We start from the raw sequence: 24,476 nt of genomic DNA on the forward strand, positions 1-24,476 counted from the left end.
GCTCTCGACCCGGGAGGACCATCGTGAGCCACGACGCCGACAGCTACGACATCGCCGTGATCGGAGCAGGTCCCGCCGGAACAGCCGCGGCCCTCCGCGCTGCGGAACTGGGCGCCTCGGTGGTCGTCCTCGAGGCGGGCCGCGTCGGCGGCACCTGCGTCAACACCGGGTGCGTGCCCACCCGCGTCCTCGCGAAAGCGGCGCGCCTCATGCGCGAGACCCGCTCCGCCGACGATTACGGCATCGTCGTCGACGAGCCTCGAGTCGACTGGGCAGCCGTGGTGTCGAGGGTGCACGAGCGGGTGGATGCCGTGCGCTCCATCAAACGCGAGGCCGAACGCTTCGCCGAGGCCGGCGTGGATCTCGTGCACGAGGGGCGTGCGCGCTTCGCGGACGAGCACACCCTCGTGCTCGACAGCGGTCGGCGAATCCGCGCGGAATCGATCCTGGTCTGCGTGGGCGGCCACTCCCGTCGCCTGCCGATCCCGGGGGCCGACCTCGCCACCGTCCCCGAAGACGTGCTCAGCCTGAGCGAGCTCCCCCGTCGCGTCGTCGTCATCGGCGCGGGCAACACCGGCGCCCAGCTCGTGACCGTGTTCCGCTCCTTCGGTTCGGAGGTGACGCTGCTCGATGTCGCGCCTCGCGTCCTCATGGCATCCGATGCGTCGATCTCGCGCGTGATCGCCGAGTCGCTCACGGAGCACGGGGTCGACGTGCGCACCGGGATCGACACGGTCGAGCGCCTCGATCGCGCCGACGACGGATCGCTCGTCCTGGCCTGGCGCGAGGGCGGCTCCCCGTGCACCGTCGATGCGGACGTCGTCATCATGGCGACCGGTTGGCCCGCCGACGTCGAAGACCTCGGGCTCGAGAACGCCGGTGTGGAGGTCGAGCGCTCCGCCATTCCAGTCGACCGCTACTTCCGGACGATCGTTCCCCACATCCTCGCCGTCGGCGATGCGAACGGCCGCGACATGCTCGTTCAGGCGGCGCAGTTCGAGGGCGAAGCGGCGGCCGAGAACGCCGTTCTCGGCGCCAACCGGCGAACGCCCCACCACCTGCTTCCCGCTGGCGGCTTCACCGACCCCGACTACGCCGGCGTCGGACTGACCGAGGAGCAGGCGCGCGACCGCGACCCCTCGTGCGTCGTGGCGACCGTTCGGTTCGCCGATCTGGACCGCGCCGTGATCGACGATCGGGAACGCGGGTTCCTCATGCTCGTCGCCGACCGTCGCCGCGAGCTCGTGCTCGGCGCCCACGCGGTGGGGGAGAACGCCGTCGAGGTCATCCAGTCGGTGACCACCGCGATGGCGGCCGGGATCGACGTCTCAACCCTCGCCGGCGTGCGCTTCGCCTACCCGACGTACAGTGCGGTGATCGGCAACGCGGCGCGCGCGCTGCTGCACGCGGACTCCCCCGCGCTGCTGGAGTGACACACTGAATCCGTGACCGCCGATCCCGCGACGACGCCCGCGACCGCCGACGACTCCGAGCCGTCCCGCGAGGCGCCCGCGCGCCGAGGACGGCCGGGGTACGACCGCGACGGCCTGCTCGCCGTGGCCGTGCAGCTCTTCAACGAGCAGGGGTACGACGCGACGAGCGTGTCCGATCTCGCGCGGCGACTGGGGCTGACGAAGTCTGCGCTGTACCACCACTTCTCCTCGAAGGAGGAACTGCTGGCCGTCGCCCTCGAGGCCGCTCTCGGCGGGTTGGAGGCCGTGCTCGACGAGCCCGGCGCCCGCGAGGGCGCGGCATCCGATCGCCTCCGTTTCGTGCTCACGGGGGCGACCGACGTGCTCGTCGCGCAGCTCCCCGCGGTGACCCTGCTGCTGAGGGTGCGCGGGAACAGCGAGGTCGAGCAAGCGGCTCTCGAACGACGACGACTGTTCGACCACCGCGTGACCGCCCTGGTCGCCGAGGCTCAGGCCGAGGGCGACGTGCGGGGGGACGTCGATGCGGCGGTCGCCGCGCGTCTGCTGTTCGGGATGATCAACTCCGTCGTCGAGTGGTATCGCCCCGGTGGCGGGGTCGACGGCGACCGCCTGGGCGCCGACATCGTGCGCATCGCGCTCGACGGCCTGCGCACCGCCTGACCGGCGCCCTGCCCGCCGGGTCGCGCCGCGGCAGGCGCACATCCCCGGTCCGTCCTGCGGATATCGCGGCGGCACGCCGCCACCGGCGACCCGGCATGACGACGGCGGGCGACGAAGTCCGCGGTACGGCGCACCGCCCCTCGGCCGACGCCGACGAACCGCTCCCGGCGACGCGCAACGGGGCCCTCGCCGACGCGAAGGGCCCCGTCACGGCATCCGGGATCACGCCCGCAGGTCGACGCCCTTTGTTTCCTTGATGAGCGAGACGGCCCCGAGAGAGACGAGCGCGGCGACCGCGATGTACAGGCCGATCGTCCATGAGGCACCCGTCGAGCGCAGCAGCGCCTCGGCGATCATCGGCGCGAAGGCCCCGCCCATGATGGCGCCGAGCGCGTAGCCGATCGAGACGCCCGAGTAGCGGACGTTCGCGGGGAACATCTCGGCGTACAGCGCCGCCTGCGGCCCGTACGACAGCCCGAGACCGAGGGTCATCACGAACAGCGCGACGAAGTACCAGAAGATGTTCGCGGTATCGATGAGGAACCACATGGGCACGGCCCAGACGGCCAGCAGCAGATAGCCGAGCTGGAAGGTGCGGATACGCCCCAGGCGGTCGGAGAGCCTGCCGCCCCAGAGCGTGAAACCGAGCCAGCCGAAGGAGGCCAGGGTCGTGGCCAGCAGCACAGTCGGGCGTTCCATGCCGAGGACCGACACCGAGTAGGTCGCGAAGAACGCGATGAGCAGGTAGCCGGCGGCGTTGTTGCCGATGAACACGAACGCGGTCAGGGCGACCTCGCGCCAGTTCTTGCGGAACAGCTGTCCGAGGGGAGCGGACGACTCTTTGCGACGGCGAACGAGGTCTTCGAAGACCGGGCTCTCCTCCACCGCGCGGCGGATGAGGTAGCCGACGACGATGAGCACGATCGAGAAGAGGAAGGGAACGCGCCACCCCCACGCGAGGAAGGCCTCGGCCGACATCGACGAGGTGAGGATCCACAGCGTCGCCGTCGCGAGGATCATGCCCACCGGCACGCCGATCTGCGGGTAGGCGCCGAAGTAGCCGCGGCGGTGGACGGGGGCGTGCTCGACCGAGAGCAGCGCGGCACCGCCCCACTCTCCGCCGGCGGAGAAGCCCTGCAGAACCCGAAGGAGGATGAGCAGGACGGGGGCGGCCACCCCGATCGCGGCATAGGTCGGCAGCACGCCGATGAGGGCTGTCGAGACGCCCATCATGATGAGAGTCAGCACGAGCATCTTCTTGCGGCCGAGGCGATCGCCGAGCCAGCCGGCGACGACGGCGCCGAGCGGGCGGAAGAGGAACGAGATGCCGATGGTGGCGAACGAGAGCACCTGCGCGATCGCGGGATCGCTCTGCGCGAGCGGGGCGAGGAACAGCGGCGCGAGCACGAGCCCGGCCGCCTGGGCGTAGATGAAGAAGTCGTACCACTCGATCGAGGTGCCCACGAGGGTCCCGGCGAGCACGCGCCGTTCCTCCCGTTTCATCCCGGTGGCAGGGGCGGATGCCGAGGTCAGCGAGGCCATGAGAACTCCGTCGTTCTGTGGGGCAGGGTGAGAGGCTCGAGCGATACTGTTACCGACCGAGCGTTCAGTAATAGTGTCAGAGGGGTGCGCCCCCAACAAGAGGGCGGCGGAAGGAGCACCCATGACGCCCTGGACCATCACCCCCGGCGCCCTCGACGAACGCCTCGGCATCACCGTGACCGAGCAGTCCGCGGATCGGGTCAGCGCGTGGATGCCCGTCGAGGGGAACACGCAATCGCTCGGTCGGCTGCACGGCGGCGCGACGGCCGCGCTGTCCGAGGCGGTGGGGTCCTGGGCCGCCATGATCCACGCCTCCGCGTTCGGCCTGGTGTGCGTCGGCGTCGATCTCAACATCACGCACCACCGCGGAGCCGAGGACGGGCGCATCCACGCCGTGGCCACACCCGCCCATCGCGGTCGCCGTCTGGCCACCTACGACGTCCGCGTGGTCGACGACGACGACCGTCTGATCGCGACGGCGCGCATCACGAACCTGCTGGTCGATCCCGCCTGAGAGACGGGCGCCGTCTCGCGGCACCCACCGTGTCTGCCATTGTGGATCGCATGAAGAAGATCCGAGGGGTTGCGCCGCCCCCAAGCGGCGCAACCCCTCGCCCGTCGCCGTCAGACCCGAACATCGGACGACGGGCGTATGGGTGCCTTCTCGAAGCCGGAGTCAGCACCCACCCCCGCATATGTCGTGTCCGGCGTGCGCCTTTCCTTACACACCGATCCGGAAATCTTTTCTCTCGCGCATCCGTAAGGTTCGCGACCACCCCGACACAGCCCCCGTACACGCACGAGGAAAGACAGCGGTGACGGACGACGCGGATTTCGTGGCGCTCTTCCGCGAGCACTACAACGCCGTTCGGCGATTCGTCGAACGGCGCGTGTCGGACCGCGATGCTGCCGACGACCTCACGATGGAATGCTTCGAGATCGCCTGGCGCAAGCGCGATCCGCGAGAGCCGTTCGGGTTGCCGTGGCTGTACCGCACGGCGCGCAACCTCATCGCGAACGAATACCGACGACGAGACCGGGAGGGGGCACTGTGGACGCACATCGAGGACCAGGTCCGCACCCTCTCGAACGAGTCGGAGGGCGAGATGCTCGACAGGCTCGTCGACGCCATCCGCGGCCTGTCCGAGAAGGAGCGCGAGATCCTCTGGCTCACCTACTGGGAGGACCTCTCGGCCGCCGAGGTCGGCCTCGTCGTCGGCGCGAGCGCCGGGACGGTGTGGACGCGGCTGAACCGCGTGCGGGCCAAACTGCGCCCGCTCCTGTCCGGAACGCCCCTGTCCGCGGAAGAGGTGTTCGATGAGCGACGATGACCTCACCCGGGCGATGCGCCGGCTCGATCCCGCGCGAACGCCCATCGACGCGCCGATTCCTCTCGACGCCGAGCGTCGGGCACGCGACTTCGCGGGGAGCGCGCAGCGAACGCGCCGCCGACCCGCGTACGCCGTGTGGGGCTCGGCCGCCGCGGTCGTCGTCCTGGTGCTCGCGATCGTCACCGGAGTCCTGTGGATGCCGGGGAGCCCGGCATCCGCCCTCACCCCGGAACCACTCGTGTTCACCTCGATCTCGGAGGACGCGTCCCAGGTGATCGCGCAGGCGCAGGAGCGGTTGACCGACGGGTCGGGCCCCTCCTCACCCGAGCGACGGTCGCTTTCGCTCGGGTGGTACTACAGCGGTTCGCCCGACGAGGCCGAGGCGACGGTGTTCCGCCGCGAGTGGATCGACGTGCGCTGGAATGCGGATCTTTCGGGCTCGGTCGTGACCACTGCCGCCGAAGCGACCAACGCGGCCGGTGACACGGTGCCCGCGGGCGAGCCGACGCCGGGAACCGTCGTCGGCGACCTGCAGTTCGTGCAGAACCAGTTCTCGCCGCTCTCCCCCACCGCTCCCGCACCCACCGTCGAGGCGATGCGAGCTCTCGTGCTCACCTCGACCGGTGCCGGGGATCAGCTCACGGCGGGCGACGCGATGCTCGGCGCACGCGCCCTCCTGGGCGAATGGACCCTCACCGGACCGCAACAGGCCGCCCTGCTCGAGGTTGTCGCTCAAGCTCCCGGGCTGCGCGTCGTCGGCACTGCCTTCGACCGCCTCGGCCGCCCCGTGGTCGGGTTGGCCGCGGTGCCGTCCGGGCTGACCACCTCCGAGGCGACGCTGCTGCTTTCTGCCGACACGGGACGCATCGTGGGTTTCGAATCCGAACTCCTCGCCGACAACGACAGCCTCAAGCTCCCCGCCGGATCCATCACCGACTACACCCTCTGGGACGTCTTCGAGAGAAAGGCACGCACCGAATGACCACGACCGATCAGCTGCACCCCGACATCGCCGCGGCTCTCGCCGAGATCCCCGGCGGGGTCGTCATCGATTCGCATCACGCGCAGTGGCCGGAACTCGGGATGACCATCGACGTCCCCTCCGAGCACGAGCGTGCCGTCGGCGGGTGCGCCGACGGCAACGTCTGCGCCTTCAGCGGGTCGAACCTCTCGGGGACGCGAGCGTCGTTCTCGTACTGCGGCACGTACTCCCCCGGAATCACCGTGCGCTCCATCGCCAACGCGCGATCGGCCGGGTACGTGCAGGCCCGCTCGTCGTCCGGGTCGGTGCTCGCGACCGCGATCGCCACGTCGTGGGCGAACGTCTCGGGCACGGTCGCGACGCTGAACTGCGTGCCCTGACCGCCGCTCAACGCCAGGGGCGTTCCGACCGGCGACGCCAGTAATCGACGGGGTCCGTCGCCAATTCCCCCGCGGTGTCCACCGGCCGCGCGCTCGCGCCTCGTCGCAGATGCGCGAGCGTGGTCGCGCCGCTGAGCACGATGTCGGCCCACGGCTGCGCCAGCGCGGCGCCCAGCGCGAACACGTCGGACGGCATTCCGGATGCCAGGGCCTCGAGGCGACTGCCCGATTCGGCGCGGGCGAGGTCGCCGTTGGCGAGGGCCTCTTTGACAACGACCGTCCAGTCGGCGTCTCGCGCGGCCTGCAACGCGGGGGCGACCGATGGCTCGAGGAGGTTCCACGTCGACTGCACGACCGTGAACGGCGAGTCCCGGAGCGCGAGAGCGCTGCGGATCACCTCGCCCTGGTGCGGCCCGCTGGTCGACAGCCCTACCCGCACGCCGTTCGCCCGTAGGCCGCGCAGCCGATCGAGAAGCCCGGTGTCCGCCAGAGCCGTGCTCTCCGGAGTCACCGAGTGGATCAGGTAGTAGTCCGGGGCCGACCCCAGAGCCTCGAGCGTCTCGGGCCACTGCTGGTCGAACATGGCGACCGAGTGCTCTTTGCGCTCGTGCACGGCGGCATCCATCCGCCACTCTCCGACGTAGGCGTAGCCCCACTTCGACCCCACGGTGAGCAGCTCGCGTCGGCCCGGGTGGGCGTCGAACCACGATCCGAGGAAGTGCTCCGCCCGACCGTAGGAACGCGCAACGTCGACGTATCGGATGCCGAGCGCCCAGGCCTCGTCGAGCAGCAGGTGCGCACGCTCGCGCATCGCGTCGACCGAGCGTTCGGCGGGGTCCCCCAGGTCGCTGTCACGCGCGGTCGTGATGTAGGCCGGGCGACCGACGGCGGCGAGGCCGAGACCCAGACGGGCGGAGGTGACATGCATGCCTCGACGCTAGCGTCCGCGCGCCCTGCTCGCGTCAGCTGCGACGGCTCCGGTGCACCTCGACGGCACTGAGCACGATGGCAGATCCCGAGAACACCACCGACACCGCGAGAGCCAGAGTGAGCGCGTCGGCGAAAGCCCGCGGGTCCGCGGCGGGGGTACCCGGGCCCGCGGCCGCCGCGGCTCCCACGACGGCCAGCGCGAAGGCGGTACCCAGTACCGTCTGCCCGATCGAAGACCCCACCCGCTGGGCGGTCTGCACGACTCCCCCGGCGACGCCGCCGCGGCGGGGGTCGACGTCGGCGAGCGTCAACGTCTGATTCGGGGTGACGATCGCTCCGCCCGCGATCCCGAGGACGAACAGGGGCACGCAGAGCCGCAGGATGACGCCCACCGGATCGGTCGCCTCGGCACCGGCCTGCACCAGCAGCCCCAGAACGACCGTGACGCCCGTGAACACCGCGACCGCGCCGACGAGCAGCGGGCGTCCCACGCGCGAGACGAAGCGCCCGGCGACGGGCGCTCCCACCACCGAACCGATGGCGTAGGCCGTGACCCCCAGGCCCGATTGCAGGGCGGTGAAGCCCAGACCGTCCTGGTAGTACAGCGCGAGCACGAGGGGAATCCCGGTGTTGCTGCAGAAGAAGACCACGGCGAAGACCACACCCGTGACGAACGAGCGGACGCGGAACAGGCGCAGATCCAGCAGGGGCCCGGCATCCGCCCTCGTCAGGCGCGCCTCATGCCGCACGAGGGCGAGGAGGAACCCCGCGGCGGGGAGCAGGAGAAGGAGGGTCACGGGGCCGCCACCCTGGCCCGTCTCGACGATGGGGAACAGCAGGCACAGCACACCCGCGCCGAGCAGGAGCGCGCCGAGCAGGTCGATGTGGCGGGCGGATGCGGTGGAAGACGGCTCATCGGCGGGAACCCACCGGCGAGCGAACAGCACGGCCGCGATCCCGACCGGCACGTTGATGAAGAAGACCAGCCGCCAACCGATGTCGGGGCCACCAGCCGAGATGAGCAGACCCGCGATCACCGGACCGAGCGCCGTCCCCGCACCGACGGTGAGGCCGAGCCTGCCGAAAGCCCGCCCTCTCTCCCACGCCGGGAAGGCGTTCTGAATGAAGCCCGACACCTGTGGGCCCATCATGCCGCCGAACAGCCCCTGCACGACCCTGGCCGCGATGAGGAGCCCCGCGTTCGGCGCCAGACCGACGGCAGCGCTGGCGGTCACGAACCCGAGCACGGCGATCGTGAAGATGCGTCGCCGACCCCGCTGGCCGCCCAGCCGTCCTCCGATGACGGGGACCAGCGCGAAGGCGAGCACGTACCCGGTCACGATCCACTGCAGCTCGTTCGAACCCGCCCCGGTGGAGCGCCCGATCGAGGGCAGGGCGACGTTGGTGACGCTGACGTCGAGGAGGGCGGCGAACTGGCCCATGAGCATGACCGAGAGCGCGCTCCAGCGCCTCGGATCGGGAGCGGGGATGGATGCCGTCATGCGGCCTCCGCCACCGGAGCGGAGCCCGCGGCGACGCGAGGGTTCGGCATGGGCCGAGCCTATGCCTGCGGCGAAGCGTGCGGGTCGGAGATCATCGCGGGGAACATCGCGGCGACGCGGGGAGTTGTCCTCCCCAAGAGCCGACGAGCGGAACGCGATGACGTACAGAGACCCCTACGACGACACGGCACAGCCGATCTGCCCCTCGTGCGGGGTGACGATGCACCCGCTTCTCGAAGAGGGCGGCGGCGCCGACGAGTGTCGTGAGTGCGGCTTCCGACTGGAGTGGTCGACGGGGGCACCCGCTCGCAATGGCGACGACGACGACCGCCCGCGGGATCGCTGGATCGACGAGTCCTAGCTGTCGCCGGCGACGTCACCCTCGACCGGGATATGGACTGCACGCGTCGGCGACATCCTGCTTCGTGCACCTAGCTCGCTGACGGGGCGAGCGCCGCCGAGCGGGTGGCGGTGTCCAAGACAGCCGCCACGCTCTCCTGCAGCTCGGATCCGACGTTCGCGAGTGCCGCTTCGAAAGCGTCGTCGAAGCGGGTGAGGCATCTCCACGGATCGGTCGTCAGGTCGACCATCGCGTAGACGTGGGTCACCCTCCGGTCATCCGGGTCGAACTCCCGGCGCAAGACGTCGCGACGCACGAGACGATCGACGATCGTCGTCACCCCCGCCCCGGTGATCCCGAGGTGTCGCCGGAGGTCGGAGGGGCGCACGCCCGGGTTGCGCGCGACATGGATGATCGCGACGACATCGATGTCGTTCAGCCCCATGGCGCGACGGGCCTCCGCCAGGCACCGGGTCCTCTCGAACAGGTAGCGCGCGAGAGCCAGTGAGATGGGCGAGATGTCGTGAGCGAGTGCAGTCATCGGCGGTGCCGTATCGATTCGTTTCGTGTCACCGCGCCCATTCGGACGCGCGACCTCACGGTAATCGGCGCCGCGCGGTTATGCGGCCGCGCCCGGCCCTGTTGACAAAGGGGCAGCAACCGTATCTCAGCGCTCGAGGACCACCGCGAGCCCCTGGCCCACGCCGATACAGATCGCTGCGACGGCGACTCCCCCGCCGCGACGCTTCAGCTCGTGCGCGGCGCGCGCGATGATGCGGCCGCCCGACGCTCCGAGGGGGTGCCCGATCGCGATCGCCCCACCGTGCGGGTTGAGAAGCTCGGGGTCGAGCTCGGTCCACAGCTTGGCGCACGCGAGCGACTGCGATGCGAAAGCCTCATTGAGCTCGACGAGGCTCACGTCGGCCCAGGTGCGACCGGCACGCGCGAGCGCGCGGTTCGCCGCCTCGACGGGGGCGACGCCGAAGACGTCGGGATCGTTACCGAACGCGGCCCGACCCGCGATGCGCGCGAGGGGCTCGGCATCCAGGATCCCCTCCGACCCCAGCAGCACCGCCGAGGCGCCGTCGTTGATGGGTGAGGAGTTTCCCGCCGTGACCGTGCCGTCCTTCTGGAATGCGGGTCGGAGGGTCGCGAGCACCTCGGCGGTCGAATCGTCGCGGATACCCTCGTCGCGCGCGAGCGCGTGGCCTTCGACCTGCACGATCTCGCCGTCGAAGCGTCCCTCTGCCCACGCCGCGGCAGCGAGACGGTGGCTGCGCGCGGCGAAAGCGTCCTGCTGCTCACGCGTGATGGCGTAGATCTCGGCGAGCTTCTCGGCGCTCTCGCCGTTCGAGATCGTCCAGTCCGCCCTCAAGCGCGGGTTGGTCATGCGCCAGCCGATCGAGGTGTTCCACATCGTCTGGTTCGCCGCGGGGAAGGGCCGCGGGCTCTTCTCGACCACGAAGGGGGCACGCGTCATCGACTCGACGCCGCCGGCGAGGATGACATCGGCATCGCCGGCCTCGATCGCGCGGGAGCCCTGGATCACGGCATCCAGAGACGATCCGCACAGCCGGTTGATCGTCGTCCCCGGCACCGACGAGGGAAAGCCCGCCAGGAGGGCGCCGAAGCGCGCGACGTTGCGGTTGTCTTCGCCCGCCTGGTTCGCGTCGCCGAAGATCACGTCTTCGATGCGCGCGGGGTCGATTCCGGTGCGCTCGACGACGGATGCCATGACGGTGGCCGCCAGATCGTCGGGGCGGACGTCGGCGAAGGCCTTGCCGTGGCGCGCGAAAGGGGTGCGGACGGCGTCGTAGACGAAGGATGCGGGCATGTCTCAGGCCTCCAGGCTCAGACCGAGCAGGGACTCGATCTCTTCGTGCGTGTTGTCGCCGAAAAGCTCCCACACGCGGAAGCCGTCGGGGGTGACGTCGAAGACGCCGTGGTCGGTGTAGACCCGCGAGACACAGCCCACACCCGTGAGGGGATAGCTGCAGGCGGCGACGAGCTTGGGCTCGCCGCCCTTGGTGAGCAAATCGGTCATGACGTAGACGTCTTTCGCGCCGATCGCGAGGTCCATGGCGCCGCCGACCGCGGGGATCGCGCCGGGCTCGCCGGTCGACCAGTTGGCGAGGTCGCCGCCGGCCGACACCTGGAACGCCCCCAGCACGCACACGTCGAGGTGCCCGCCGCGCATCATCGCGAACGAGTCGGCGTGGTGGAAGTACGCGGCCCCCGCGAGCGCGGTGACCGGCTGCTTACCCGCGTTGATGAGATCGGGGTCGACGCGCCCGCGCTCGGGAGCGGGGCCCATGCCGAGCATGCCGTTCTCGGTGTGCAGGACGATCTCGAGTCCCGCCGGCAGGTAGTCGGCGACCAGGGTCGGAGCACCGATGCCGAGGTTGACGACCGCGCCCTCGGGAATGTCGGATGCCACGCGGGCGGCGAGATCGCGCCGCGAGATGCGAGTTGTCATTTCTCCTCCTCGGATGCCAGAGCCCGGCCCTCGATGTCGACGCCGCCGACGAACGCGCCGTCGCGGAGCCATGCGCGCTCCCCCACCGCGACCACGCGATCGACATAGAGACCCGGGGTGACGACCGACTCGGGATCGAGCGAGCCGAGCTCGACGATCTCGTCGACCTGGACGATCGTGGTGGTCGCGGCCGCGGCCATGATGGGGCCGAAGTTGCGCGCCGTCTCGCGATAGACGAGGTTGCCCCAGCGGTCGGCGGCGCGGGCGCTGATCAGGGCGGCATCCGCGCGGATGGGGTATTCGAGCACGTAGTCGCGACCGTCGATGCGCCGCGTCTCTTTGCCCTCGGCGAGCTGCGTCCCGAACCCGGTGGGGGTGAAGAACCCGCCGATACCCGCTCCTGCCGCACGGATGCGCTCGGCCAGGTTGCCCTGCGGCACGAGCTCGAGCTCGACCTCGCCGGCGCGGTACAGCCCGTCGAAGACCCACGAGTCACTCTGGCGCGGGAAGGAGCAGATCATCTTGCGCACCTGCCCGGCCGCGAGCAGGGCGGCCAACCCGGTGTCGCCGTTGCCCGCGTTGTTGTTGACGACGGTGAGATCGCGCGCACCGTGCGCGATGAGCGCGTCGATCAGCTCGACGGGCTGACCCGCGCGGCCGAAGCCGCCGATCATCACGGTCGCACCGTCGGCGATGCCGGCGACGGCCGCCTCGAGGTCGGGAACGGTCTTGTCGATCATGCGGAGCACCCTCGCTTGTTCGCTCTGCGTACATGCGTACGTTCTGCGAACAGGATACGCCGACCACCGCGAAGACGGCAAGGGAGGACCGCTCTGGGCCCGTAGCCGGGATTCAGACCAGGCGGAGGTCCGCGTCGATCTCGGCCGCGGCGGCCCGCAACGCCGACAGGCACCGCTCTCGCCACTCGTCCGCGTCACCGCGGGAGCTGGCCGAGATGTTCACCGCCGCAACCACCGCCCCCGAGCGGTCGTGGACGGGCGCCGCGAGGGAGCGCAGCCCCTCTTCGAGCTCGCCGTCCACGAGAGCCCACCCCTGAGCACGCACCGCCTCGAGCTCGACGGCGATCGCATCGACGTCCGTCCGCGTGCGCGGGGTGAGAGAAGCGGGGTGCGAAGCGGCCACGATCTCTCGCGCGTCGGCGTCGGGAAGCGCCGCGAGCAGCACGCGCCCCATGCTGGTCGCGTAGGCGGGGAAACGCGTGCCGATCGTGATTCCGACGCTCATGATCCGTCGCGTGGGAACGCGGGCGACGTAGACGATGTCGGCCCCGTCGAGCACGGCCGACGAGACGCTCTCCCCCACCTCGCGCGACAGACGCTCGAGGTGCGGCTGGGCCAGCGCCGGCAGCGAGAGCGCCGAGAGATAGCTGAAGCCGAGCTCGAGAACGCGCGGCGTCAGCGAGAAGACCCGACCGTCGGCGCGCACGTAACCCAGGGTCTCGAGCGTCTGGAGGAACCGGCGGGCCGCGGCACGGGTCAGGTCGGCGCGGCGGGCGACGTCGCTGAGGGTCAGCGCCGGGTTCTCGGCGTCGAAGGCCCGGATCACCTCGAGACCGCGAGCGAGGGATTGGACGAACTCTCCCGAATCACTCACGCGGCTCACCCTATCGGGGCGCCGTGAGGACCTCGTGCGGGAACGCGTCGGAGAGAAGCGAAAGCCGCCCCGGGGGACGGCTTTGCGGCGAATCTGTAGCGGGAGCGGGGCTTGAACCCGCGACCTCACGATTATGAGTCGTGCGCTCTCACCAACTGAGCTACCCCGCCGCACGGCATCCAGGATTCAGATGTGGATGCCTTGAGCCCCGAGTCAGGATTGAACTGACGACCCCTTCCTTACCATGGAAGTGCTCTGCCACTGAGCTATCGGGGCGTACCCGGATCGCTCCGGGCAACTAGAAGAGAATATCAGACCTCGACACTCTCTTACGAATCGAGGGTCAGCCGCCGGCGTGCTGACGCAGCCACGCGATCGGGTCGATCGGGGTGGTGCCGTTCTGCAGGATCTCGACGTGCGTGTGCGCGCCGAACGAGCGACCCGTGTTGCCGGTGCGTCCGAGGAACTGGCCGACGTGCACCTTCTCGCCCGGGGTGACCTGCAGCGAGCCGTACTGCATGTGGCCGTACCGGCTCGACACGAGCTGGCCGTCGATCACGTGGTCGATCAGCACGGTCACGCCGAAGGCGCCACCCTGCTCGGTCGCGATGCGGACGGTGCCGTCGGCGATCGCCTGCACGGGCGCGCCCTCGCCGGGCACGAAGTCGGCACCCTCGTGGAAGCCGCCGTCACGCATGCCGAAGCCGTACGAGATCGACACGCCGACCGCGAAGGGCCACTGGATGGGCGACGTCGGGTTGTTGACGTAGAAGTTCGTGGGGTACTTGATGCCCGAGTCGACGGCCATCTTGGAGTACGTGGTGGCGCTGTAGCCGTCGGCGCGGTCGACGACCGCGGCCTGCGACTGGGCGGGCGCGACGTAGGCCTGGATCGCCCCGTCGGGCGAGGCGACGTCTCCGCCGACCGCCAGACGCGTGGTCGCGGTGTCGGCGGCGGGAGCGGTGATGCTGTCGGTGCCGCTCGCCGAGGCGATGGCGCTGACGGGCATGGTCATGCCGACCGTGAGAAGACCGACGACGCCCATGACCCCGACCGAGAACGACGTCGCAGCGATGCGGCGGACGTTGCGGCGGGTGCGGGGAGCGGCCGCGGCGGGCAGCCCCTCCGAGACGGGCTCGGGAGCGGGGGTGACGGGGGCCGCCTGCTGCGTGGGCGTCTCGCCCGTGAACGAGAACAGGCGTGCGGCGGTGGCGAACTCGTCGGCCACGGTGTCGTCGGGGGTGCTCGAGGCGACGGCGGACTGCTCGATGGCGGCCTGCTCGACGACGGGCTTCGACGGACGCGGAACGGACGTCTTCGCCACCCGGTCGGCGGAGGACTCGACGACCGGCTCGGCCACAGCTTCGTCGACGGTCGAGTCGAGGATGACCGATGCCTGGGGGCGTCGACGCGCGCGGCGACTGACGGGAAGCGTGATGGGCGAGGTCGGGAGGGACACCGGGGTGGTGGCGACGGCGCCGTCCGCGCTCTGCAGGATGACCGCGACATCGTCGGCACGACGCTGCTCGTCGACGACCGTGACGTCGAGTGCGTCGGAAGCCGTGGCATCCGGGGTCTGGTCGGCGGAAGGCACGGCGGTGTCGCGAGGCGGAAGCGTGGGCTCGATGGTCGCGGCGATGACGGTCTCGACCACGGCAGCGGCAACGCTCTCGATCAGTTCGGGCTGAGAGGCGGCGTCGGCGTCGACCGGTGCGGGATCGGCGGCCTTCTGCTCGGACGCGGGGGCGTCGAGCGTCGCGACGGGGTTTCCGCTCGCGGCGAGACGGCGCATCTCGGCTCGGGTCAGCCGGGGGGTCGTCTCGGGAGCGGGCGTGGAGAGGGGGCGACGAGACCGTCGGGTGACGGCGGGCTCAGTCTCAGAGGCTTCTGACGGCAACGCGGAAGGGCTCTCGTGTCGTGTCGCGAAAAGCGACGGCTTCGGGCTTGGGGGCTTGGCCATCTCCGCAGGTTCGGGTTGCGGAAGATAACGAACTGGTAAACACCCTACCTCGGCTGGTCTGGGAATGCCATGGGCGCGACCTCTGTCACCGCTCGTAGTCGAGCAGCGGCTCGAGACGGCGGTAGAAGTCGGGGCCCGCGGCGATCACCATGCCGTTGCCGGGGCGTCCGCCGGGCGCTCCCCCGATGATTCCCCCCGCTTCTTCGACCAGCAGCGAGCCCGCGGCGTGATCCCACGGCTGCGTGCCGCGTTCGTAGTAGGCGTCGACGCGACCGGCGGCAACCGACGCCAGGTCGAGAGAGGCCGCGCCGATGCGGCGCACGTCGCGGGCGATCGGCATGACGCGAGACAGCTGTGCGAGCGCGGGTCCGTGCGTCTCGGGGTTGTAACCGAAGCCGGTGGCGACGAGCCCCCCGGCCGGACCCACCTCGCCCACGGACAAGCGGGTGTCACCGAGCCAGGCTCCCCCGCCGCGCGAGGCCCGGAACAGCTCGCCCGTCACGGGGTTGAAGACGGCACCGGCGAGCGCGGTCCACGACGCGGTCTCGGCGGTGCCCTCGACGGCGGCGATGCTCACGGCCCAGGCCGGAATGCCGTAGGCGTAGTTGACGGTGCCGTCGATCGGGTCGACGACCCACGTGATCCCGCTCGTTCCCTCTTCGGCCCCGGATTCCTCGCCGAAGAAACCGTCATCGGGCCGCTCTCGCGCGAGCTCCGCCCGAATGAAGGCTTCGACCTCGCGGTCGGCGGCGGTCACGATGTCGGCGGCGGCCGATTTGGTCGCCGCGACCGTCACGCCCTCGCGACGGCGACGGTGGGCGAGTTCACCGGCCTCTCGGGCGATACGCGTGGCGATCTCGAGCAGGTCGGCTGCGGAAGTCATGGCATCCAGGCTACGTGCGCCACCCCCTGCGACGAATTCGCCGCTGTCGTTAGCGTGGGCTCATGACCGCTTCGGATTCTCGCCGGTACGACGTCGTCATCGTGGGGGGTGGGCACAACGCCCTCGTCGCCGCGGCCTATCTCGCCCGCGCAGGGCGCCGGGTGGTGGTGATCGAGAGATCGGATGCCGTGGGCGGCGCCGCCGTGTCGGAGCGCCCGTGGGCGGGAGTCGATGCACGCCTGTCGCGGTACTCCTACCTCGTCAGCCTGCTGCCGCAGCGGATCATCGACGACCTGGGCCTGCGCATCGAGCTTCGCCGGCGCCGGTACTCCTCTTATACGCCCGACCCGACCGACCCCACGCGCGGCGTGCTCGTCGATACCCGGGATGCCGAGGCCACCGCCGCCTCGTTCGCGCGCACCCTCGGCGACACCCACGAGGCGGCGCGTTTCGCGGCGTTCGGCGAGCGTCTCGCCCCGGTGGCCCGTGCCGTCTTCCCGACGATGGCCGAACCGCTGCCCACGTCCGACGAGCTGCGCGAGCGCGTGGGCGACGACGAGCTCTGGGATGCCCTCACCACCCGCCCGCTCGGAGATCTCCTGCGCTCCTCGCTCGACAGCGACCTCGTCCGGGGCGTCGCGCTCACCGACGGGCTCATCGGCACCTTCGCGTCGTCCGACGACCCCTCCCTCACGCAGAACCGGTGCTTCTTGTACCACGTGATCGGCGGCGGGACCGGCGACTGGGACGTCCCCGTCGGTGGCATGGGCGCGGTGACGGCCGAGCTCGAGCGCGCCGCCCGCGAGGCGGGGGCCGAGATCGTCACGGGTGTCGAGGTCGTTTCGGTCTCGCCCGACGGCGACGTGCACACGATGACCGATCGCTCCGAAGTCTTCCGAGGCGACCTCGTGCTCAGCGGCGTCGGCCGCGCGGTGCTCGACCGGCTGCTGACCGCCGGCGGATCATCGACGACCGGCGCCGAAGCGCCGGAGGGTGCACAGGTCAAGGTGAACATGCTGCTCTCGCGCCTGCCACGTCTGCGCGATGAGTCGGTGACCCCCGAGGCCGCCTTCTCGGGTACTTTCCACGTCAACGAGACCATGACCCAGTTGGATGCCGCTCACGTGGCGGCATCCGGAGGACTCATCCCCGAACCACTCCCCGTCGAGGTCTACTGCCACTCGCTGACCGACCCGTCGATCCTCGGCGAGGAGCTGCGAGCGTCCGGCGCCCAGACGCTCACGATGTTCGGCCTGCAGGTGCCGCACCGCCTCATCGACGACACCGATCCGGTCGCCGCGGGAGCGCGCCTGCTGGCCGCCGCCCAAGCCTCGTTGGATTCCGTCCTCGCCGAGCCCCTGCGCGACTGCATCCTGCGGGCGCCCGACGGGCGACTCTGCATCGAGGCCCGCACCACCCGCGACCTGGAGGAGTCGCTCGCCATGATCGGCGGCGACATCTTCCACGGCGCCCTGTCGTGGCCGTGGCTGTCGGCTCCCGCCGACTCCCCCGCCGCGCGCTGGGGCGTGTCGACGCCGCACGCCCGCATCCTGTTGTGCGGGGCGAGCGCTCAGCGCGGCGGGGCGGTGAGCGGCATCGGTGGCCAGAACGCGGCGATGGCGGCGCTGGAGATCCTCGGGGGGTAGGCCGAGGCCCTGGCATCCCGGTCGTCCCGCGGACGCCGAGGCGACACGCCGCACGCGCCTCACCGCACCCGGCACGTCGGCGTCGGAGTCCGCACGACGCCCCGGGGTGCGAGGTCGTGGCTTCAGACCACGACGACCGGCTGCTGCAGTTCGGTGACCCAGTCGGACTGGTCGTCGGACTCGGCCCGCACGTACAGCTCGCGGCAGGGTCCCGATGGCACGTACCCGCGGTCGAGGATCTGCGCGTGGATGGACTGCCAGCTCTCACCGATCCGTTCCATCGATCCCAGATGGATGCCGCACACGGCCATCTCGACGGCGGGGAGTTCGACGATCTCTATGCCGTCGTGCACTGTTCCGAGATAGAGATACCCGGCGATCACCTCTGTGCCGTCCTCGCGAACCGCGTATTGCGCGACGGGGGTGTCGAGTGCTCCCTTCTCCGCACCGATGACTGCGGCGACGGCGTCGAAGGCCGGTCCGACGACGTCCGCCATCTCCGCGCCGTCGGCCACCAGGCGACGACGGGCGGCAAGGCGGAGGGCAGGCAGTGACTTCTGGACGATCTCGATCTCTCGCATGTGCTTTTCTCTCTCGATGAGGTGGAGGCGCCGCTCCACGTCGACGAGCCGTGCGGCGGCGATCCGATGCTCACGCTCCACCTCGACGCGTCGCTCCCGCAGCAGCACCGCGATGCGATCGGCACCCACACCCTGGTTCAGAATCGAGGCGACGTCGTCGAGGCCGAAGCCGAGCTGCCGCAGCGCCACGATTCGGTGCAGCCTCTCGAGCTGCGACGGATCGTACGAGCGGTAACCGCTGTGCTCGTCCACGTGCGCGGGCACGAGCAGACCGGCGGTGTCCCAGTGCCGGAGCATCCGGTGGGTCACCTGGCCGATCTGCGCGAACGCTCCGATGGACAACATGCTTCTGTTCTCCTTCCTCACACCGTGTCAGGGTCAAGTCGCGGCCCAGAAGCGACGGCGCGCACGATCGCGATGAGTTCCGCGACGGCGGTCATCAGCACCGGCGTCGACGGCTCGGCGTAGCCGAACACGATTCCCGCGGGCACATCGACGGCGGCCCCCGGCACCGCATACCCGGAGAGGGGCGACACCAGGATGCCGCGGGCTGCGAGCTGGTCGACCACGGCCTGCTCGGTGGCGGCCCCGGCGACGGGCAGCAGGACCACGGCGTGCAGCCCGCCGTCCGTCGCGGTGAGCTCGACCCCGTCGATCCCGGCGAAGGCCTCCAGCAGAAGGCGGCGACGGTGGCGGTAGTCGCGCCGGCGACGGGCGGTGTGCCGCGCGAGCGCGCCCTCGCCGAGGTACAGGGCCAGGGCGCGCTGCTGCACCTGCGAGACCGGCGGGTCGAGGTCGGCCCGCGCCGCGACGAGGCGATCGCGCAGCTCGCCGGTGGCGACGATCCACCCGCTCCGCAACGACGGGCTGAGGACCTTCGACAGGGTGCCGATCATGACGACCCGCCCCGGATCGAGCAGGTGGAGCGGAGGCAGCGGCGCGCGACCGTGGGGGAACTCGCTGTCGTAGTCGTCTTCGACGATCACCGTGCCGGTGCGCGCGGCCCAGGTGAGCAGTCGCGCGCGGGCAGTGGCATCCAGCCGTGTTCCGAGGGGGTAGTGATGGTGAGGGGTGACGACGAGGGCGTCCAGGTCGGCGCGGGCCTCGACGGCGTCGAGATCGAGACCGTCGTCGAGGCGTACCGGGAACGGCACCACCTCGACCCGAAGCCGGTGCAGGATGCGACGGACGCGCGGATACCCCGGGTTCTCGATGCCCACGCGGAGCGGGCGGCCGACGTTGCGGGACGTGAGAGCGAGCACCGTCAACAGCACCGCGTCGCTCGTCCCCGCGGTCACGATGACCTCGTCGGGCACGACGTCGAGCCCGCGGGTGCGTCCGAGGTGCCGGGCGATCTGGTCGCGCAGAGGCGGGTGGCCGCGCACGTCGTCGACGTCGGATACCGGATCGACACCCCCCGCCCGCCGCCAGGCCGAGCGCCATGCGGCATCGGCGATACCGGTGGTGTGGGGGCGTCCGGGGCGCAGGTCGACGACGGCGGGAGCCGTCTTCGCAGAAGCGTGGTCTCCCCTCTCGACCGGGCGGGTCGACGAGCCGACGACCTCGGCCACGACGGTCCTCCCGCCGGGGCGGGTCGAGAGGTAGCCCTCCCCCGCGAGGATCTCGTACGCGGCGACCGCGGTTCCGCGCGCGATTCCCAGATCGGCCGCGAGAGCGCGAGTCGAGGGAACCGCATCTCCCCCGCTCGCTCTCCCGGCCACGATGGTTGCGCGCAGGTTGTGGGCGAGTTGCTCGTGGAGGGGCACGTCGGAATCGCGATCCAGGATGCCGGCGGAGATCATGCCCCCACCCTCTCACTGGTCCATCGACATCCGCGAAAAGCGGACTACGCGCTGGACCAGCCGTTCACCTGGAATGGTGTCATGACCGACCTCCCCCTCACCGCCCTGACCCGCGTGCGTCGCGGCGCACACCACCAGCGCACCGACCGCGCCGCCCTCTACGACGTGATCGACGCAGCCCTCTATGCCACCCTCGCCATCGTGCGCGACGACCGGCCGGTGGCTCTGCCGGTGGGGATCGGCCGCGACGGCGACGATCTGCTCATCCACGGCTCGACGGGCAGCGACTTCTTCCGCCGCATCGCCGCGGGTGCCCCCGTGAGCCTCACGATCACGCACCTGATGGGCCTGAAGTATGCGCGTTCGCTTTTCGACAGCTCGATGCGGTATCGCTGCGCGGTCGTGCACGCCGTGGCATCCGTCGTCCCTCCCGAAGAGAAAGAAGCAGCCCTGCTCACCCTGTCGGAACACCTCATGCCGGGGCGCAGTGCCGACGTGCGTCCGATGACCGCGCGGGAGATCGCCGCGACCCTGGTGCTGCGCGTTCCGCTGACGGAGGCGAGCGTGAAGGACAACGCCGGCTCGCTCGTCGAGGTCGACGACGATGGCGAGGACCGATCGGTCTGGGCGGGCATGCTGCCGCTGCGGGTGGTCGCCGGTGAGCCCGTCACCTCGGCTCAGACCGCGGCGGGCGTGCCGGTTCCGGACTCCGTGCGCCGAGCGGCCGAACGGGTTTCGGCGGCGGGCTCGTCGTAGCCGCGGCCCGGGTCCGTCGACGCGCACGTCGGGCGTGAATCCGCTCCCGGACGTGGCGACGGGGCCGTCCCCGAGGGAACGGCCCCGTCGTCGGGAGGATCAGCCGACCAGCGGCGGCACCTCGTACCGCCGGGGCGTGCCGAAGCGGTGGGCCGTGATCGACACGGCCTGCTCGCGCAGGAACGGCAGCAGTTCGACGTGCCCGGCACGGGTGACCTCACCGGCGTACACCGCGACCGCGGGCGAACCGCCGGTGGCCTCGGCGAGAGCTGCCGGCGAGCCCCCGAGCAGGCGCACACGCCCACCGGTGCGCACCAGACGTGCCGCGCGGCGGCTCCAGTCGGCGGTGTCCTCGACGGCGGCGCGGACGCCCACACCCTCGAGCCACGCGCGGACGGCGGGCGACAGCTCGCGCGCGGCGCTGACGGTCACGGTGGAGCGCGCCCGGACCCCGGCGGCGACCACTCGCACGAGCGCGGCCTCCGACGCGTCCTCGAGGCGCACGGTGACCGGCACCGCCGCGTAGCGGAGGACGTTCTGCTCCGACTCCAGACCCGTCACGTCGCGAGCCAGCGAGAACTCAGCGGCCCACGCGGCGGCGTCGCTCGAGAGGGCGGATGCCAGCCACTCGCGATCGCGCGCGGGCACGGCGGCCACGGCGGCGGCGGCGAGGGCGTCCGGTCGGGAGGGGCCGGACACCTCGGCATCCGCCCACGTTCCGAAGCCGGACAGGTAGTGGGGCCCGCCGGCCTTGGTGCCCGCGCCGACGGCCGACTTCTTCCATCCGCCGAACGGCTGGCGCTGCACGATCGCACCCGTGGTGCCGCGGTTGACGTAGACGTTGCCGGCCTCGATGCGCGAGAGCCACTGCTGGATCTCGGCCTCGTCGAGCGCGTGCAGGCCCGAGGTGAGGCCGTACTCGATCGCGTTGACGATCTCGATCGCGTCGTCGAGGGTCTCGGCGGTCATGATGCCGAGCACGGGCCCGAAGTACTCGGTGCGGTGGAACTCGCTGCCGGGCTGCACGCCCTCGCGGATGCCGGGACGCCACAGCATCCCCTCGTCGTCGAGCTTCTGCGGCTCGACCACCCAGCGCTGGCCGGGCTCGAGGCTCGTGAGGGCCGTCAGCAGCTTGCCGTTCGCGGGCTCGATGAGCGGTCCGACGCGCGAGGCCTCGTCCCACGGCAGGCCGACCTCGAGCGAGGTGACGGCGTCGACCAGCTGGTCGCGGAAGCGGCGCGAACGGGCGACCGAGCCGACGAGCACGACGAGGGATGCCGCGGAGCACTTCTGTCCCGCGTGACCGAAGGCCGACATCGCCACGTCCTTGGCCGCGAGGTCGAGGTCGGCGCTGGGCGTGACGATCACGGCGTTCTTGCCGCTCGTCTCGGCGAGCAGCGGCAGGTCGGGGCGGAACGAGCGGAAGAGCTCGGCCGTCTCGTAGGCGCCGGTGAGCACGACCCGCCCGACGGCGGGGTGGGTGAGCAGCTGGCGACCCAGGTCGTTCTCGGACAGCTGTACGAGCTTCAGCACCTCGCGAGGAACGCCCGCCTCCCACAGCGCCTCGACCATGACCGCGCCGGAGCGCTCGGCGAGCACCGCCGGCTTGATGACCACGGCGGAGCCGGCGGCGAGCGCGGCGAGAGTGGAACCCGCGGGGATGGCGACGGGGAAGTTCCACGGCGGGGTGACCACGGTCACACCGACCGGGGTGAAGGTCGCCCCGTCCACGTTCTCCAGCGTCCGTGCCTGCTCGGCGTAGTAGTGCGCGAAATCGATCGCCTCCGACACCTCGGGGTCGCTCTGCTCGATGACCTTTCCGCACTCGGCGCCCATGACCTCGAGCAGGTCGGCGCGGTGCTTCTCGAGCACGTCGCCGGCGCGGTGCAGGATCTCGGCGCGACCGGCGGCTCCGAGCGCGCGCCAGGCGGCGGCCGAGTCCGCGGCATCCTGGATCACCGCGTTCAGCGCCGATTCGTCGGTGACCGTGTGCGCGGCGATGGTGTCGCGCCCCAGGGCGGAGCCCTCCATGCGCTGGATGATCGCGCGTGACCAGTCGCGGTTCGCGGCGATCGCCGGGTCGGAGTCGGGGGTGTTGCGGAAACCGTGGGTCGGCGCGGGAGCGGCCTCGGTCAAGCGGTCCTGCACGCGGTTCGAGGCGGGAACGCCCTCGGGCATGTCGGCGAGGGATGCCAGGAAGCGATCGCGCTCGCGAGCGAACAGCGCCGCGTGGGTGTCGAGGTCGAACACCGCCGACATGAAGTTCTCGCTCGAGGCGCCCTCTTCGAGGCGGCGGATGAGGTACGCGATCGCCACGTCGAACTCCTGCGGGTGCACGACGGGGGTGTAGAGCAGGATCGAACCGACCGTGCGACGCACGACCGCCTGCTGCGCGGTCGCCATGCCGAGGAGCATCTCGACGTCGATGCCCTCGGTCACCCCGCGCCGCTCGGCGAGGAGCCAGGCCAGGGCGACGTCGAAGAGGTTGTGACCGGCGACGCCGATCCGCACGTTCGTCGTGTGCTCGGGTCGCAGCGCGTAATCGAGGACCGCCTTGTACGAGGCGTCGGTCGCCTGCTTCGACGGCCAGGTAGCGAGCGGCCAGTCGTGCACGTCGGCATCCACCCGCTCCATCGGCAGGTTCGCGCCCTTGACGACCCGCACCTTGATGGGGGCGCCCCCGGATGCCACGCGCGCGGCGGTCCACTTCTGCAGGCGGATCATGGCGGCGAGTGCGTCGGGCAGGTACGCCTGCAGCACGATGCCCGCCTCGACGCCGCGGAACTCGTCCTCCGACAGCAGCGTCTCGAAGACGGCGAGGGTGAGGTCGAGGTCCTTGAACTCCTCCATGTCGAGGTTGAGGAAGGTCCCCGTCTCCTTCGCCACGCGGTAGAGGGGGCGGAGGGCGGCGACCGCATCGGCGACCGCGGCGTCGAAGGCCCACGGCGTGTGCGGGGCGACGGTCGACGAGACCTTGATCGAGACGTAGTCGACGTCGTCGCGCGAGAGGAGCTTGCGGGTGCCGGCCAGACGGCGCGCGGCCTCCTTCTTGCCGAGGATCGCCTCGCCGAGAAGATTGACGTTGAGACGGATGCCGTCTCCCCGGCCGCGGATCGAGGTGATGGCCTCGCCCAGCTTGCGGTCGGTCGCGTCGACGATGAGGTGGCGCACCATCGAGCGCAGTGCCGTGCGGGCGGCGGGTACGACGACCTGCGGGAGGATCGGCGCGGCGAGGGCACCGAGGCGGATCGCCGCCTTGAGGTGCAGCGGCAGGAAGCCCGGGATGAGCGGGGTGAGGGCGGCGAGGTTGCGCGCGGCGACGCGCACGTCTTCGGGGCGCACGACCCCGTCGACGAAACCGACGGTGAAGTCGAGGCCGTGCGGGTCGCGCAAGACGCCCGCGAGGCGTTGAGCGGCGGCGTCGACGGGCTCGTTCCGACTCTCGGCGAGCCAGCGGCGCACGAGGGCGATCGCGTCGTCGGCGAGGTCGGCGGGGGCGACCGGAGCGGCGGGGGTGGGGCCGGACGTGGGGGCCGACGTCGTGTCGGGGGCATCGGTGAGCGACATGGCGATCCTTCCTCGGATGCTCTCAGTGTGGAGCGAGCATTCGTTCGAGAAAAGCGATGATTCCTGACGCATACTGTTCGACAGAGCCGAA

General features: G+C 71.0%; 22 protein-coding genes and 2 tRNA genes. 9 read left to right on the top strand and 15 right to left on the bottom strand.

All coding sequences use genetic code 11. From position 1 onward, the window contains the following. The first annotated feature begins 23 nt into the window (after positions 1-23). Positions 24-1,433, top strand: coding sequence for a dihydrolipoyl dehydrogenase family protein (locus tag NE358_RS13285; protein ID WP_289939243.1), 1,410 nt, complete (start codon positions 24-26; stop codon positions 1,431-1,433). A gap of 12 nt (positions 1,434-1,445) precedes the next feature. Next, positions 1,446-2,093, top strand: a complete 648-nt coding sequence (locus NE358_RS13290; protein ID WP_103205915.1) for a TetR/AcrR family transcriptional regulator — start codon at positions 1,446-1,448, stop codon at positions 2,091-2,093. Between the two features lie 222 nt (positions 2,094-2,315). Here the strand turns inward: NE358_RS13290 and NE358_RS13295 are convergent, their stop codons facing one another. Next, a complete protein-coding gene (locus NE358_RS13295) occupies positions 2,316-3,635 on the bottom strand; it encodes an MFS transporter (RefSeq protein ID WP_103205914.1) in 1,320 nt (439 codons plus the stop codon). Between the two features lie 121 nt (positions 3,636-3,756). Here NE358_RS13295 and NE358_RS13300 point away from each other — a divergent pair, with 121 nt between their 5' ends. The 4 genes from NE358_RS13300 to NE358_RS13315 all read left to right on the top strand — a co-directional run bounded on the left by NE358_RS13300 (position 3,757) and on the right by NE358_RS13315 (position 6,328). Continuing rightward, positions 3,757-4,149 (top strand): PaaI family thioesterase, encoded by a 393-nt coding sequence (locus NE358_RS13300; protein ID WP_103205913.1) that lies wholly within the window; start codon positions 3,757-3,759, stop codon positions 4,147-4,149. 301 nt (positions 4,150-4,450) lie between these two features. Then, positions 4,451-4,966, top strand: coding sequence for an RNA polymerase sigma factor (locus NE358_RS13305; RefSeq protein ID WP_170210689.1), 516 nt, complete (start codon positions 4,451-4,453; stop codon positions 4,964-4,966). Further along, complete coding sequence (locus NE358_RS13310; protein WP_289939250.1) at positions 4,953-5,948, top strand: hypothetical protein; 996 nt, start codon at positions 4,953-4,955, stop codon at positions 5,946-5,948. The genes NE358_RS13305 and NE358_RS13310 overlap by 14 nt, the downstream gene beginning before the upstream one ends. Then, the gene (locus tag NE358_RS13315; RefSeq protein WP_103205910.1) at positions 5,945-6,328 is read left to right on the top strand and encodes a hypothetical protein; all 384 of its coding nucleotides are present in this window, start codon (positions 5,945-5,947) and stop codon (positions 6,326-6,328) included. The genes NE358_RS13310 and NE358_RS13315 overlap by 4 nt, the downstream gene beginning before the upstream one ends. 7 nt (positions 6,329-6,335) lie before the next feature. Here NE358_RS13315 and NE358_RS13320 read toward each other — a convergent pair whose 3' ends face one another. Beyond that, a complete protein-coding gene (locus NE358_RS13320) occupies positions 6,336-7,256 on the bottom strand; it encodes an aldo/keto reductase (protein ID WP_141377637.1) in 921 nt (306 codons plus the stop codon). Positions 7,257-7,290: 34 nt separating this feature from the next. Continuing rightward, positions 7,291-8,760, bottom strand: coding sequence for an MFS transporter (locus NE358_RS13325; RefSeq protein WP_289939255.1), 1,470 nt, complete (start codon positions 8,758-8,760; stop codon positions 7,291-7,293). A 157-nt stretch (positions 8,761-8,917) separates the two neighbouring features. Here NE358_RS13325 and NE358_RS13330 point away from each other — a divergent pair, with 157 nt between their 5' ends. Beyond that, entirely contained in the window at positions 8,918-9,121 is a 204-nt protein-coding gene (locus NE358_RS13330) for a zf-TFIIB domain-containing protein (RefSeq protein ID WP_289939257.1), read from the top strand. 70 nt (positions 9,122-9,191) lie between these two features. Here NE358_RS13330 and NE358_RS13335 read toward each other — a convergent pair whose 3' ends face one another. The 9 genes from NE358_RS13335 to NE358_RS13375 form a co-directional block, all read right to left on the bottom strand. After that, positions 9,192-9,641: a MarR family transcriptional regulator gene (locus NE358_RS13335; RefSeq protein WP_289939259.1), complete on the bottom strand. Its 450-nt coding sequence runs from the start codon at positions 9,639-9,641 to the stop codon at positions 9,192-9,194. Between the two features lie 126 nt (positions 9,642-9,767). Further along, on the bottom strand, positions 9,768-10,934 hold the full coding sequence (locus NE358_RS13340) for a thiolase family protein (RefSeq protein WP_289939262.1): 1,167 nt from the start codon (positions 10,932-10,934) through the stop codon (positions 9,768-9,770). Positions 10,935-10,937: 3 nt separating this feature from the next. Beyond that, the gene (locus NE358_RS13345) at positions 10,938-11,576 is read right to left on the bottom strand and encodes a 3-oxoacid CoA-transferase subunit B (RefSeq protein ID WP_141377631.1); all 639 of its coding nucleotides are present in this window, start codon (positions 11,574-11,576) and stop codon (positions 10,938-10,940) included. Then, positions 11,573-12,316: a 3-oxoacid CoA-transferase subunit A gene (locus NE358_RS13350; RefSeq protein WP_289939266.1), complete on the bottom strand. Its 744-nt coding sequence runs from the start codon at positions 12,314-12,316 to the stop codon at positions 11,573-11,575. Before NE358_RS13350 ends, NE358_RS13345 begins: the two co-directional genes overlap by 4 nt. 112 nt (positions 12,317-12,428) lie before the next feature. Continuing rightward, entirely contained in the window at positions 12,429-13,190 is a 762-nt protein-coding gene (locus NE358_RS13355) for an IclR family transcriptional regulator domain-containing protein (protein WP_289939268.1), read from the bottom strand. A gap of 96 nt (positions 13,191-13,286) precedes the next feature. Further along, positions 13,287-13,360 (bottom strand) — tRNA-Met (locus NE358_RS13360). Between the two features lie 34 nt (positions 13,361-13,394). Next, positions 13,395-13,466, bottom strand: a tRNA-Thr gene (locus NE358_RS13365). A 67-nt stretch (positions 13,467-13,533) separates the two neighbouring features. Beyond that, positions 13,534-14,982: a M23 family metallopeptidase gene (locus tag NE358_RS13370; protein ID WP_289939269.1), complete on the bottom strand. Its 1,449-nt coding sequence runs from the start codon at positions 14,980-14,982 to the stop codon at positions 13,534-13,536. A gap of 253 nt (positions 14,983-15,235) precedes the next feature. Continuing rightward, complete coding sequence (locus tag NE358_RS13375; protein WP_141377623.1) at positions 15,236-16,033, bottom strand: inositol monophosphatase family protein; 798 nt, start codon at positions 16,031-16,033, stop codon at positions 15,236-15,238. Positions 16,034-16,095: 62 nt separating this feature from the next. On the opposite strand from NE358_RS13375, the gene NE358_RS13380 reads away from it, so the two are divergent. Beyond that, the gene (locus NE358_RS13380) at positions 16,096-17,679 is read left to right on the top strand and encodes a phytoene desaturase family protein (protein WP_141377621.1); all 1,584 of its coding nucleotides are present in this window, start codon (positions 16,096-16,098) and stop codon (positions 17,677-17,679) included. Positions 17,680-17,801: 122 nt separating this feature from the next. Here the strand turns inward: NE358_RS13380 and NE358_RS13385 are convergent, their stop codons facing one another. Then, positions 17,802-18,605: a MerR family transcriptional regulator gene (locus tag NE358_RS13385; protein WP_289939275.1), complete on the bottom strand. Its 804-nt coding sequence runs from the start codon at positions 18,603-18,605 to the stop codon at positions 17,802-17,804. A 17-nt stretch (positions 18,606-18,622) separates the two neighbouring features. After that, entirely contained in the window at positions 18,623-20,062 is a 1,440-nt protein-coding gene (gene pdxR / locus NE358_RS13390) for a MocR-like pyridoxine biosynthesis transcription factor PdxR (protein WP_289939277.1), read from the bottom strand. An 81-nt stretch (positions 20,063-20,143) separates the two neighbouring features. Here pdxR and NE358_RS13395 point away from each other — a divergent pair, with 81 nt between their 5' ends. Further along, on the top strand, positions 20,144-20,818 hold the full coding sequence (locus NE358_RS13395) for a pyridoxamine 5'-phosphate oxidase family protein (RefSeq protein WP_289939279.1): 675 nt from the start codon (positions 20,144-20,146) through the stop codon (positions 20,816-20,818). A 99-nt stretch (positions 20,819-20,917) separates the two neighbouring features. Here NE358_RS13395 and NE358_RS13400 read toward each other — a convergent pair whose 3' ends face one another. Continuing rightward, positions 20,918-24,385, bottom strand: coding sequence for a bifunctional proline dehydrogenase/L-glutamate gamma-semialdehyde dehydrogenase (locus NE358_RS13400; protein ID WP_289939280.1), 3,468 nt, complete (start codon positions 24,383-24,385; stop codon positions 20,918-20,920). Positions 24,386-24,476 lie beyond the last annotated feature (91 nt).

The sequence above is a fragment of the Sphingomonas sp. G5 genome (assembly GCF_052660795.1).